Source organism: Streptomyces sp. DSM 15324 (assembly GCF_001514285.1).
In the GTDB taxonomy this organism is placed as follows: Bacteria; Actinomycetota; Actinomycetes; order Streptomycetales; family Streptomycetaceae; genus Streptomyces.
The window spans coordinates 291,339-304,451 of the sequence record NZ_KQ949033.1; the positions used below are offsets into that span (position 1 = coordinate 291,339).

General features: G+C 74.7%; 10 protein-coding genes. All 10 read right to left on the minus strand.

The window, feature by feature from the left end; genetic code table 11:
• Positions 1–33: 33 nt before the first annotated feature.
• Positions 34–2,238: a hypothetical protein gene (locus tag AQJ58_RS31185; RefSeq protein WP_067256186.1), complete on the minus strand. Its 2,205-nt coding sequence runs from the start codon at positions 2,236–2,238 to the stop codon at positions 34–36.
• Entirely contained in the window at positions 2,235–5,948 is a 3,714-nt protein-coding gene (locus AQJ58_RS31190) for a putative baseplate assembly protein (protein ID WP_107122198.1), read from the minus strand. Before AQJ58_RS31190 ends, AQJ58_RS31185 begins: the two co-directional genes overlap by 4 nt.
• Before the next feature lie 74 nt (positions 5,949–6,022).
• Complete coding sequence (locus AQJ58_RS31195; RefSeq protein ID WP_067256190.1) at positions 6,023–9,043, minus strand: putative baseplate assembly protein; 3,021 nt, start codon at positions 9,041–9,043, stop codon at positions 6,023–6,025.
• Positions 9,040–9,411 carry a GPW/gp25 family protein gene (locus AQJ58_RS31200; protein ID WP_067256192.1) on the minus strand — a complete coding sequence of 124 codons (372 nt, stop codon included), beginning with the start codon at positions 9,409–9,411 and terminating at the stop codon, positions 9,040–9,042. Before AQJ58_RS31200 ends, AQJ58_RS31195 begins: the two co-directional genes overlap by 4 nt.
• Before the next feature lie 4 nt (positions 9,412–9,415).
• On the minus strand, positions 9,416–9,745 hold the full coding sequence (locus tag AQJ58_RS31205; protein ID WP_067256194.1) for a hypothetical protein: 330 nt from the start codon (positions 9,743–9,745) through the stop codon (positions 9,416–9,418).
• 2 nt (positions 9,746–9,747) lie between these two features.
• Positions 9,748–10,260 (minus strand): phage baseplate assembly protein V, encoded by a 513-nt coding sequence (locus AQJ58_RS31210; protein ID WP_067256196.1) that lies wholly within the window; start codon positions 10,258–10,260, stop codon positions 9,748–9,750.
• Positions 10,261–10,269: 9 nt separating this feature from the next.
• Positions 10,270–11,397, minus strand: coding sequence for a hypothetical protein (locus AQJ58_RS31215; RefSeq protein ID WP_067256198.1), 1,128 nt, complete (start codon positions 11,395–11,397; stop codon positions 10,270–10,272).
• Between the two features lie 61 nt (positions 11,398–11,458).
• The gene (locus AQJ58_RS31220; protein WP_067256200.1) at positions 11,459–11,791 is read right to left on the minus strand and encodes a LysM peptidoglycan-binding domain-containing protein; all 333 of its coding nucleotides are present in this window, start codon (positions 11,789–11,791) and stop codon (positions 11,459–11,461) included.
• A 62-nt stretch (positions 11,792–11,853) separates the two neighbouring features.
• Positions 11,854–12,495: a hypothetical protein gene (locus AQJ58_RS31225; protein WP_067256202.1), complete on the minus strand. Its 642-nt coding sequence runs from the start codon at positions 12,493–12,495 to the stop codon at positions 11,854–11,856.
• The gene (locus AQJ58_RS31230) at positions 12,492–13,112 is read right to left on the minus strand and encodes a hypothetical protein (protein WP_067256204.1); all 621 of its coding nucleotides are present in this window, start codon (positions 13,110–13,112) and stop codon (positions 12,492–12,494) included. The genes AQJ58_RS31225 and AQJ58_RS31230 overlap by 4 nt, the downstream gene beginning before the upstream one ends.
• Between the last annotated feature and the right edge of the window lies 1 nt (position 13,113).

Here is a 13,113-nt window from a genome sequence, read left to right on the forward strand (position 1 = left end):
TGCCTTCCCTCCGAATCGTCGAGTGACGTCGTGTCAGTTGACCGGGACGGTCCCGGCGTCCAGGCCGGCCGGCGAGAACTCCGCGAGCCGCGCCCGCAGGTTGTCCTCCCGCTGCGGCTGGAACAGGTCGTGCAGCACCCCCAGCTCGGAGCCGTCGTCCGCGCCCCGGGCGATCTCCACCGCGCAGGACGGCGCGAGCCGGAGGTAGGCCGGGGCCCCGTACCACCCGGCGGTGAACCGCGGCCGCACCCGCGCGGCCTCCAGCGAGCGCAACCGGGGCAGGTCCGCCGGGTCCACGTCACCGGACTCGGCGAGCCGCCGCAGGTCCTCCGCGACCAGATCCGGCTGGCAGTGGTGGCGCGGCGGTGTGCGCGAGCCCGGCGGCACGTAGCAGTACCGCAGGCAGCCGATCCCCCGCCGCGCCACGTGCATCAGGCCGTCGAAGACCGCGTTCTCGCCCAGCCGGACCGCGTGCGCGTGGACCTCGCCGATCACTGTCGAGCGCCGTACCGTCAGCTCCGCGTGGGCGTGGCGGCAGTCCGGCGCGGACACCGCCTCGCGGTCCGCGGCCGTCGCGTCCAGCACCGAGTCGGTGACGCACACCGTGACGGGGTCGGTCCCGGCCTCGTCGTTCACCACGAGGATCGACCCGACGACGCTGTGCGCGATCTCCACGCACGCCGTGGTGTTCTCCAGCACCAGGCTGGGCTCCTCCGGGTGGGTGGGGCGGCAGTGCGGCTCCAGCGACCATCCGGGCACCAGCGTCGAGTGCCGTACGACGACCGCGCCCATCGGCCCGGTCACGCTGACCCCGCGGCCGGTGACCAGCAGCCCGTCGAGCACGAACCGCGGCGGCGGCCGGTCGTCGCCCTCGCGCGGGCGGAGCGCCCGGATCTGCAACGAGTCCGGGCGGTTGCTGTACCAGTCCAGCAGCCGCAGCACCGGCCGCGTGCGCTCCGCGCCGCGCACCTCCAGCCGGTCCCCCGGCGACAGCACGAACTCCAGCTGCTCCTGGTACGCCCCGGAGTCCGCGATCTCGATCACCGCCTCCGGCCGGCCGCCGTCGCGGTTGTCGCGCTGCCAGGCCGCGTAGGCCGGCTGGATCCGCTCGAACTCCTCGTGGGGCCCGACCCGGTACACCTTCGCCGCACCCGGCGTGGTCACGTCCCGCGGGTACTCCCCGCCGCCGAGGTCGGACGGCTGGAGGAAGTGGTAGCTCACCCAGACCCCGCGGCGCGGCGCCGAGCGCGCCCCGAACACGATCCGCCCGAGCTCCGGGTCGACCACCACCTGGCCGCGCCGCGCCCGGTAGAACCAGCCGGACAGGTCGGCCACCACGATGTCGCCCTGCGGCACCGGGTCCGGGTGCCCGTCCCGCCAGATCGCGAAGCTCTTGTCCCGGCCGTAGAAGTCCGGCAGCCGGTCGGCCAGTTCGCGCCGGGTGATCGGCGCCGGCACGTGCTCCCGTCCCGCGAGGTGCTCCGGGGAGGGCTCGGGCACCGGCCTGGTCGCCAGCGGCACGTCGTTGCCGAGGATCGAGAACGTGAACTGGTTGCGCGCCCGGTCGATGCAGTACGCCGGTGCGTGGGTCAGCGGCTGCGGCTTCAGCCGCCACACGTACGCCCCGACGTTCGCCGGCCGGTACCGGCCCTGCCGCCGGGCCGAGCCGATGCGCGCGGCCTCGGCGAACCGGCCCTGCGTCTCGAACGGCCCGCCGATCCCCACCAGGGCCGCGTCGTCGCGCACGTCGACCAGCCCCGGCGCCGCCCGGGCCCGCCGCACCGCCGCCTCGTCCGAGGACGGGTACAGCCTGATCGGCTGGTCGCGCAGGAGCAGCCGGTGGAACTCGACCGCCCGCGACGGCCAGTCCGCCACCGACGACGCCAGCTCCTCCAGCATGGGCAGCGTCCCCTTGCGCCGCCGGGACGCGACCGTCGCGGCGACGTCCCGGCGCGGCGCCAGCCGGGCCACCAACCGGTCGGTGGCCGCCGTCGCGAGCGCCTCCTCGTGCCCGGGCAGCAGCCGGTAGCCCACCAGATCGCCCAGATAGGGAACGGCCCAGCTCTCGGCCGTCTCCACGAACCAGTTGTCGTACAGCCGCTCCAGGTCGCTCTGCACCAGGTCGACCTGTTCGCCGATCACCGCGAGCAGCGCCCGCAGCGCGGCCCCGTGGCCGGCGTCGGTCTTGCGGATGTGCAGCGCGATCAGCTCGCTCAGTCGGTCCGGCCTGCGGCTCACCCGCGTACCTCCTTCAGGATCAGCGTGGTCGGGACGGCGGGGGACAGCAGCACCAGCTGCGCGGGCCGGACGCCGGCGAACACCACCACACGGCTGCCCGCCGGCAGCGGCTCGGCCGGGGGCAGACCCGGGTTCAGCCGCAGCAGCTCGGCGACCGTGATGCCGGCCTGCGCGGCGACCGAGGTCAGCGACTCGCGGTAGGACGCGGGGTCGCCGCCCTCGGGCGCCCGTACGTCGTGGTACTCGACCGTGTGGGCCGCCGGCCGGGCCGGCACCGTGGCGTTCGCCGTGGTCAGCGTGGCCGCCAGGTCCCGGAGCCCGGCAGGCGTCATGCTGCCCGGGACACCGGCGAACACGTCCACGTCGACGTACTCGACGCCCGGCACCGCCTGCGCGGCGGCGATCGCCTCGGACAGGTACGCGCTCTGGCCCAGTTCGCGGTGGTCGAACCCGAGCCGTTCCAGCAGCGCGCGTCGTACCTGCGGCTCCACCAGGTCGTAGGAGTGGTCCGGCGCGATCCTCAGCCCGGCCGACATCACCAGCAGCACCAGCTCGCGCACGTCCACCCGGACCGGCAGCTGCGGGTCGCCGTACAGGGCGAGCGCGGAGCGCAGCGAGCGGACGATCTCGCCGTCCTCGTCCAGGGTGATGTCCCCGGCGCCCGCGATGGTGACGTGCATCAGCTCGCGGCCGGCGTAGATCCGCCGGGCCGCGGCCCGGCCGATCCCGGCCCGCGACCGGGTGAAGTCCTCGTAGTCGGTGATCCCGACCAGCCGGTCCAGCGCCGCCACCGCGAGCGGGATCTGCCGCCGGGTCTGCCGCAGCCCGTCCGGGTCGGCCCCGCCGCCGGCCGGCAGCGGGTTGGTGACCCCGGTGACGCCCAGCGGGCGGGTCAGCGGCGTGGTCACGGTGCCCGCGGCGACATTGCCCGCGGCGCCGATCCCCACCCGGTAGCGGGCCCGGACGTTCTCGTGGCCGGTGGACAGCCGTGCGCCGTGCACACCGTCGCCGAAGCCGACCGTCGTGCGGCCGTCCTCGCCGGTGCCGGTGACGTAGACCTTCGCGGTCGGCGGCTGCCCGGCGAGGCTGTCCACCTCCTGCCACAGCACCCCGTCGACCCGTACCTGGAGCGTGCTGCGGGCGCCGCGCGGGTTGTCGGCCGGCAGCCAGGTCAGCGGTGCGGCGAACAGCGTGAAGCTCTGCCCGGCCTGCCCCGCGTCGCCGGTGCCGACCGGTTCGTCCCGGGTGGCGCCGGCGTCGGCCCGTACGACGTTGCCGTGGATCGTCACCGTCGTACGGCGGTAGCTGTACGCCAGCGGTCCGGCGAGGGTGAGCGTGGTGTGGACCGGCTCGCCGGGCCTGGCCGGGTCGACGGCGTGGGAGACACCGGCGACCATCGCGAGTTCGGCGGCCCGCACCCCGGGGGTGGCCGGGATGTCGGTGCGCTCGCCGGCCACGATCACCCAGCGGCCCGGTTCCAGCTCGTCGTACAGCTCGGCCAGCTCGACGACCGTGCCGGCCACGTCCTCGGGGATCGGCTCGGTGGCGACGGTGAGCGGCTCGCCGCCCGCGTACACCGTGGTCCTGCGGATCTGCGACAGCTGGGTGTCCTCGGGGCCGAGCCACGCGTCCGCCAGGGTCAGCTCGGTGACCTTGCCGGTGATGCCGAAGTCGGCCTGGGAGACCACCCGGGCGCTCTCGACGCGGGTGATCAGCCGCTGGAGCGACGGCACGGCGCCGGGCCGCTCGACGACGACCCAGCTCTGCGGCCCGATGCCCGGGTACACGGCGTCCAGGACGAGGACCTTCGCCGACACCGTGCTGGTGGTGGTCAGCGCGACCGTGGCCCGGTCCGGGTCGTCGGTCCGCTCGGCCCGGCCGAGGACGACGTTGACGCCGCCGTGGGTGGTGGTCTCCTCGTCGCCGGGCTGGAGGTCCTCGACGACCGGCGCCGGGTCGGTGCCGAAGGCCGGGGCGACCTCGACGGTGATCCTGCCGTGCGGTGTTCCGCTGTCCGGCTTCGGTCCGGTGAACGTCACCGTGCGCGCGACCTCGTTGCCCCAGCACTGCAGGGTCACGGTGGCCGGTGCGCCGGCCGGTGTCGTGGTGGTGACCCAGACGCCCAGCGGCCCCACCTGGACGAAACCGTCGAACGGCAGCGGCTGGGCGTCGCCGACCGGGCTGCCCGACTCGATCCACCGGGGGACGAGTGTCTTCGGCCTGCCGTCCTCGTACTCGACGGTGAGCGTGAGCGATTTCGATCCGGTCAGCGGCCAGTCGACGTACCCGACGATCCGCCCGTTCCGGTCGTACTGCGGCTGTTGCGGCGCGGTCGCGCCGAACGGCGTCGCCACCGTGCGCATCGCCTGGAGTCCGGCGAGCGGCAGCGGCCTGGTGAGGTGGACGTGGCGCCAGGCCTCGTACAGCGAGGCGAGCCGCGGGTCGAGCGCGGTCAGCAGGCGGACACCGGCGTCGGAGCCGGTGCCGAACACGTTCGCCGGGTCCAGCCGCAGCGCGCGGGCGGACGACGGCTGGGGCGTGGGCGGCTTGCGCAGCGAGCCGAGCAGCGCGGCCAGTCCGAGCAGTGCGGGGTCCTCGGAGCGGGCCAGGGCGAGCCGGTCGAACAGGGTCGGGTTCCCGTCGTCCGCCGGGGGCCGGTCCTGCTCGGGCTCCAGCAGGCCGGCCTGCGCGCGCATCGCGCTCAGGTCCGTGCGCAGCGCGGCGAGGAAGCCGTGCACCGCCGGGTAGGGGGCTGCCGCCGCCAGCGACTCCTCCAGCAGGTGCAGCGCGGTGTCGAGCGCCCGCGCGAACCCGGTCGGGGTGGTGATCGCGTCCGGGTCGCCGCCGTCCCCGTCGAGGCCGGGGGTGCCGCCGGGGACGGCTCCGACGGCGGGCTCCGCCGGCAGCCGGTCGCGCAGCGGCACGAGGACGGTGTCGACATAGCGCCGGACGATCCGGCTGTCGCGGTACGTGTCGTCCGCCGCCAGCTCGGCGACCTTGTGCCGGAACCCGTCCTCCAGGGCGGCGAGCGTCGGCGGTTTCGCGCCCGGCATCAGCACCGAGGTGATCCCCTCGGCCGCGTCGACGGTGCTCGTCTGCACCACGTCGAGCGCCTGCCGCCCCGGTTCGGTGCCGAACACGAACAGCAGCCGGTCACCGGTCTGCAGCCGCGCCCCCGCGCCGGCCAGGTGCACCTCGCGCCGGTCGATCGTGCGGTCCGCCCGCAGCCGTACCGGGTAGGGCCGCCGCAGCCGCACCTTCAGGTCGTTCCAGGCCGACCGGGCCGCGAGGTCCTCGACGGTCTCGAAGGACTGCGGCTCCTCGCCCGTGCCCGGCACGCTCTGCGCCCGCGACCCGGCGGGGATCGTCACCGCGCGGTCGCGGTCCACCTGGTAGGCGAGGTACACGCCCGCGCCGACGCCGGGCCGCGGCGTGTGCCCCAGCAGCCGGCCGAACAGCAGCAGCGAGTCCGCCCGGGTCGCGGTGCGCAGGTAGCCCTCGTTCGCCACCCGCTCGGTGTGGAACCCGAGCAGGTCGCCCAGCACCGCCCACGCGTCCAGCCAGGCGAGCGCCGGGTCGTCCGGGGTGCGCACCAGCAGGTCGCGCAGCTCCGGGTAGGCCGGGCCGGACAGCCGCGCCAGCGTCGACGACCAGAACGCGTGGTGGTCGCCGGTCCGGTACGCGATCTGCGGCAGCCCCGGCGGGTTCACCCGGCTGAACGGCGTCTGCAGCCCCGTTCCGGTGCAGCAGTCCCCGCCTGCGGCGCCGCATCGGCAGCCCCCGGTCATCGGCCTCCCCCGATCTCGATGTGCAGCCGGCCGTTCTCCGGCCGGTCGCGGTCGTCGTCCAGCTGTGCGACCTCCAGCGGCCCGATCCGCAGGAGCCCGTCGTCCAGCTCGCCGGCGTCCGGCGCGAACAGCCTCCGCAGCCGGGTCACCAGCACGCTCGTCACGCCGGGTACGGCGGCCGCCGCCGCGACCACCCGGCTGATCCGCACCGGATCGCCGAACGTCACCCCGTCCGGCGCGAACAGGGCCAGCACCCTCCGCCGCACCGCGTCGCGCACATGACCGCGCTGGTGGCCGGCGGCGGCACACACCCGCAGCTCCAGGTCGACGGGGACCGCGGTCGCCGGCTGCACGACCACGTCGTGCCCGATCCGCCGTACGCCGTCCAGCGTGTGCGCGACCAGGGCCAGCAGCCGCGCGCCCGGGACCCCGGTGCCGAGGGCGTCGACCGCGACGTGCACCTCCTGGCCGCTGCCGGTCCAGCGCAGGTCGGCCGCCGCCCGCTGTACCCCCGGCACCGCCGAGGCCAGCGCGGCGTAGTCGTCCGCGGTCACCGCCCGGAGCCTGACCCGGTGCGGCTGGAGCGGCGCCAGGCGTCGCACCTCGTCGAGGGCCTCCGGCTCGCTCCCGCCGCGCGCGGGCAGCGGGTTGCGCACCAGCGTGACGGCGTCGTCGTGGCCGTCGCACAGCACCAGGTGCCCGATCGCCTCGGCCCCGACATTGCCCCCGACGCCGTTGCCGACCCGGTGGCGGACCGCGATCCGCCCGCCCGCCGGGAGCGGCGCGCCCTGCACGCCGTCGCCGAAGCGCAGGGTCAGCCGGCCGTCCTCCTCGGTCTCGCCGACGAACGCCTTGGTGTCCGGGGTCGCGGTCAGCAGGTCGCGGCGCGGCGTCCACGTGCCCGCCGGTGTGCCGTCGGGTGTACGCGCCGTGACGGTGACCGCGGGCAGCGCGGCGCGGGGGTCCTGGCTGAGCGCGGCCGACGCGGGGCCGGCCAGCCGCGGGTCGTCGGCCCGCAGGCCGTCGGTGTACGCCGGACCCCAGGTCTGGGCGAGTTCCTCCGGCAGCCAGTCGCCCAGCACCTCGCCGTCGCGTGCCCGGCGGGACAGCCGTGCCAGCCGCCGGATCTTCGCGCCCAGCAGGGCTTCGTGGCGCAGGAGCAGATCGCGCAGCGCCCGTGCCTCGTCGTGGGCGAGGCCGAGCCGGTCCAGCGTCTCCTGACCGAACAGGAGCCGCAGTTCGGCGATCTCCCGCTCGGTCAGCGGCCGGGCCGCGCGCCACAGCGCGGTGAGCCGCGCCCCGGCCCGCGCCGCGATGCCGTCGAGCAGGTCCGCCTGCGCGGCCGAGACCCGTGCCGGGTCCGGGTACGCCGTCCGGTGCGTCACCGGCCCGTCGGCCGGCTCGGGGCGGAACGGCTCCACCGTGCCGGGGTAGGTGAGCTGGGCCAGGAGCGTGTCCAGGCTCGCCGCCTGGTCGGCCGCGGGCGCCGTGTCGTCCAGCCCGCACCGGTCCAGCGCCGCCGGGCCGACCACCGCGCGCAGGGTCGTGACCTGCTCCGCGGTGAGCTGCTCCCCGCGCCGGGCCAGCGTCATCAGCGCCACGACGGCCTCCCCTGCGGGCCCCCGCTCGGGACGGTCGGGACAGCAGCCGGGGTCGCACACCAGCGCCGGCGCCGGCTCCGCCGGGACGTCGTACTCCTCCGGGAGCCCGCCGCAGAACGTCAGGTCGCGCCCGTGGTCGACCAGGACGACGTTGCCCCGCGCGACCGTCACGTCGGCCAGCCGCTCGCAGGCCGGGCCGCCCGTCGTAGTCAGACAGGCGGCGAAGTCCAGCGCGTCCTCGTCCGCCCAGGTCACCTCCACGACCGCCCGGTCGTAGAGCGCGTCGCACGCGGGCGTCACCGACGTGAGCCGCACCACCTGACGGTGGGTCGGGTCGGCGTCGGCCGCCGCCCCGGTGCGCGGGCCGAGCACCTCCTCGATCACCAGCAGGTCACCGGGCACCAGGGACAGCCCCTCGTCGACGAGCGTCGCCGAGGTCGCGCCCCTGGGCAGACAGCACTCCTCGTCGCCCCAGGTGTGGAACCGGATCCGGTTGTGCGTCGGCCGCAGCTCGGTCTCCCCGCTCGCGAGGGGTTCGAAGACATCGGTCCGCACGGCGGGCGGCAGGGCGGACAGCGCCGCCTCCGTCAGGACGGCCCCCAGCTCCGGCCGCTCCACCGGGTCCACCCGGCTGACGTCGATCGCCGCGAACCGGAACGTGCCCGGCCGCAGTGTCACCTCGTCGTCCACGCTCAGCGTCACCGCGGCGCGCGCGTTGCACCCGTCGTGCATCGGGTAGTCGATCAGCCGGACGTGCCGGCGCACCGACGTCCGCCGCCGCGCGGTGTGCAGGTACGCCTCGGTCGCCACCGCGTCCAGCTGGTACTCCAGCTGGTCACCGACGTACGCCAGCAGTTCGATCACGGTCGTCCCGAGGTCCGGCACATGCCGCTCGACCCAGGTGGGCGCGACCAGCGTCATCCGGTCCAGCAGCTGGCGGCGCAGCGTGGCGTAGTCCCGCGCCGTGTAGTCGATCACCGGTGCCGGCCGGGCCGCGGGCGCCGTGCCGCACCCGCAGGGGCGCTCCGACGGGGCCGGGCAGCGGGGGTGGAAGACGAAGTCGGCGCGGGAGTAGCGCGGGTCGAACCCGGCCCTCGGCTCGGTCCCCGGCCGGCCCTGAGCGTCCGGCTCCACCACGGACAGGGTGTACGGCGAGGTGTCGCCGGTGCGGTCGACCACGACGACGGCCCGGTCGTCCAGGTCCGCGTCCTCCGCGCGTTCGACCGTCACCTCGGTGACGTGCACGCCGGTGACCCTGCGGCCGCCGTCGATCCGGATGTGGCCCGGGGTGAGCCGCTCCGGCGCCTTGCCGAGGAACGTCACCACCAGGGTGCGCCCGTCGTCCTGGGCCTCCACGGCATCGATGCCGTCGAGCCGCGCGGCGCGGACGTCCCGGCGCCGGTGCCCGGTGTTCATGGCGCCCTCCCCTCGAACGTCTCGGTACGGCGGTCGCCGGTCGCCCTGACGAGGTACGCCACCCGGACCCGCAGCACGCTGTCGTCGCTCTCGACCACCACCGCGTCGATCTGGATCACGTCCCCCAGCCAGCGCTCCAGCTGGGCATGGACGGCCAGTTGCAGGGTGGCCGCCAGTTCCGGGCTGTTCGGCTCGAAGACCAGGTCCAGCAGGCCGCAGCCGAAGTCCGGCCGCATCACGCGTTCGCCCGGGCCGGTGAACAGCACCAGCTCGATCAGGTCCGCGATGTGGCCGTCGTACCCGACGTCGGCCGTCCGCCCCCGTCTGTCCACCCGGAACGGGAAGTCGATGTCGATCCGCTCGGTCACGTGCTCAGACCCCCTTGGTTCGTTGCTGTACGACCGTCACCAGCGGCGGCCCCTGCGGGACCTGCTCCGCGCTCAGGCACAGCCCGGTCGACGCCTGCGTGACGACCGGCGCCCCGGCCACCGTCACCCGCGCCGCCGGTGTCACCCAGCGGATCGTCACGCACGGCTGCGGCTTGGGCCCGACGGTGAACGGGCAGCCCGCGATCAGCCAGACGCCGGCCACCGTGGCGGCCGGCAGGCCGGACAGGTTCACCCGGGGGGCGGCGGGCAGGTACGACGCCCGCCCGCCGTGCGGGCAGCTCACGGTCGCGTTCACGTGCAGGACGTTCGTCATCGTCAGGTCACCGTGAGTCCACCGGCGTTGACGTCCACCATGGTGCCGACCAGCGAGATCGTGGCGCCCTTGCCGTTGCTGATCAGGATCCCGGTGTCGTTGACCGTGATCACCGCCCCGCCCGGTGAGCGCAGGGTGATGCCGGGGCCGCCGGGCAGGTCGGACAGGAGGACGCTGTACTGGCCGCGGGTCTGGAGCAGGATGTTCGGCTGCCCCGGCGGCCCGGCCAGCGCGGGCGGCGGCACCTCGGCCACCGAGCCGAACCAGCAGCCCGTCCAGATCGGGAAGCTGGGGTCGCCCTGCTCGAACTCGATCCACACCCCCGCCCCGAGGACCGGGACGGCGTACATCCCGGTCTGCGGGCCGGCCACCGGGAGGCACGGCATCGCGAACGTGCACGGGGTGTCGCCGAGCACGTCCGGCACCGTGGCCTGGATCCGGCCCTGCTGCAACGGGTCGACGTTGTTGACCACGGTGCCGCGGTACTTGCCGAGGTACTTCGTCGCTTCTGGCATCTGTCGTCCTCACGGGAGCACGGCCGGGGTCAGGGACACCAGGCCCTCGCGGGCCAGGGTGAAGTTCTGGGTGTACGAGCCGCGCTGCAGGTTGTGCGTCACGGATTTCACGTAGTAGAGGCCGTCGTACGTCAGCCCCGCCCCGCGCACCCCGACCAGTTCGCGGGGCCGCAGCACCTGCCCGTAGCGGGTGACGTCCAGCTGGCCGGAGCCGCTCACCGCGTCGGACGACTCGACCGCCCTGGCGAGCGCCTCGGCGACCGCCTGCGCCGGCTCCTTCTTCGCGGTGTCCGCGATCACCTTCTTCTTCAGGGCCGGCGCGGGCCGGGCCGCGAGCGGCGGCCGCAGCACGCTCACCTCGGGCACCGGCAGCAGCAGCGCCACCTTGGTGGCGGGGATCTGGACGCGGGCGACCGGCTGTTCCCGGGCGGAGCCGTCGAACCCGAACGTCATCTGGTCCACGGTGGAGAGGTGGTCGGAGTTCACGGTCAGCGCGTGCTGCGGGACGCCCAGCCGCACCTCGGGTCCCCAGTAGCCCTTGCTGACGCCCGGCACCGGACCGGGGTCGAGGTAGAAGACGTATCCGTTCGCCTTGGCCAGCTCGTTGAGGTACCCGAGGTCGGTGCCCTTCTGGAAGTCCACCCGCTGTGTCGGCGGAGGGGTCTGCGGCACCAGCTCGGGGACGACCAGCGGCACGATCCCGTACTGCGCGTACTGCGCGATGATCGTCGCCACCCGGACCGCAGGACCCATCGCCGGATAGGGCACGCCCTCGCGCTCCTCCAGGTCCATCAGCACCGTCAGGTCCTCGCCGGTCAGCGTCAGCGTCGACTGCCCCGGCACCCCGCTCACCCCGACCTCGTGCCGCAGGACGATCCCGTCCATCAGCACCGTCGGCGTTCCCCGCACGATCGCCGTCAGCACCACCCGGGTCGGCGGGTCGAAGAACCCGGAGGGCAGCAGGGTCCGCGCGATCAGACCGCTCCTGGACAGGTCGAACGCCAGCTGGAACCCGCTGCGCTGCCCGGCGCTGACCGTGATCTGCGCCGACAGCAGCGCCTCGGTCACCGCCTCGGGCGCCGGCACGGCGATCTGCCGTCCCATCATCAGCAACAACCGCACGGGCGCCTCGGCCATCGCTCCCCCCTCTCTCGGTGCGCACCGGCCACTCGCGACCCGGTGTGCGGTCGTCGTCCGGTCAGCCGGTCCGGTCCGGCAGCGTGATCCGCAGGACCCGGCCCGGGGTCCGGGTCAGGTCGGCCGGATCCATGACGGGGTTCGCGTCGGCGATCCGCCACCACTGTTCGGCGTCGCCCAGGTACCGGTTCGCCAGGTTGTCGGCGCGGTCCCCCTCGGCCACCACATGCGCGTCGATCTGCGCCAGCCGCTCCGGCGGCGGCAGGATCCGCCGCGGTGTGTACGGGATCTCACGCCCGTCCGCCGTCGTGTGCACCGACTGCCCGATGCCGTGGTACCTGCTGGTCCGCGGATACGGGTCCGGCGCCGGAATGTCGTCGAGCACCCCTGCCACGCGCTTCCCCCTTCGTCTCGTTCGTCTCGTTCGTGTCGCGACGGTTCGTCGTCGTACGGGTCTCAGATGCCGGTCAGTCCGAGCTGGGCGAGCCGGCCCGCGGCGAGCTGCCCCGCCAGGCGCTCCTTCTGTGCGAGGTGCGCCAGATACAGCTCCGCGCCGCGGTGCCCGGCGGGCAGGTCGCTGACCGTCAGCAGCCGCAGCCCGACCGCGAGCGTCGCCCGGATCGGCTGCAACTGCTGGTCGAAGGCCTCCTCGGTGACCGACAGCTCGGTCAGCCGCACCGGTACGACGCGTCGCGGGCCCCACACGAACAGCGTCAGCGGCTGCTCGACGGGCGTGATCTCGAGCATGCCCAGCGCGGCCAGCCGGCTGTTCGCCCGCACCTGCGCGGCCGGCGGCTGGATCAGCATCTCCAGGGCCGCCAGCTGCGGGTGCACACCGAGCGGCGACGGCACGGTGAGCTGGTCGGTGGCGTCCAACTCGGCGGTGAACTTCCACGACTCGACCGCCGGCCCCTTGAGCCGCAACGCCTCGGTCCGGTCCCCCTGCTGCTCCCCACCGCCCGCCTGCGGCGCGATGCTGCGCTCCAGCGAATCCGGATTGAACTGCAGCACGACGATCCGCTGCGGCGTCCCGCGCTCGGGGTCCACGATCACGATCCCGGCCTGCACCGGTCTGGGCAGATCCGCGTACCTCGTCATCCGTCCTCCTCCCCCTCGGTCCGTACGTCGGGCGCGTCGTACCGCGCCTCGAGCGCGACACCCGCGTCCTCGCGCAGTACCGGGTCCTCGTCGAACTCGGCCATCGCCGCGAGCGGTTCGAGGTACTGCGGCCAGAACGCGTACGACGAGGCCGCCAGACCCGCCGCGCGGACCTCACGGTCCTTGTCGAACATCGCGGCGGTGATCCGCTCGAAGTACCGGGCGTCGTAGGCGAACGGGGCTCCGAGTCCGGACGTCAGCACCGCCCGGGCGCGCTCCGTCGCCGTCCGCGCGGACGTGATCGCGGCCAGCAACTCCTCGTCGGTGAGCGGCTGCACGAACCGCTCGACCAGCTCGGCGAATCGGGCCACCTGCTCCTGGTCGTCCCCGACCAGCACGACCGCGGTGGCGTCGGCCCGCTCGTCGGTGAGGGCCTGGAAGAAGACGCCCGGCGACATCTGCCAGGACCGCTGGAGCAGCGCGGCAGCCGGCCGTTCCTCGCCGAGGGGGACCATCCGCAGTTCGTCGACGAGACGTCGGACCTTGCGCTCGTCACCGCGTGAGCGCAGCACCATCCGCCGGCTCAGGACGTGCCGTTCCACACCCTCTCCGCTCATG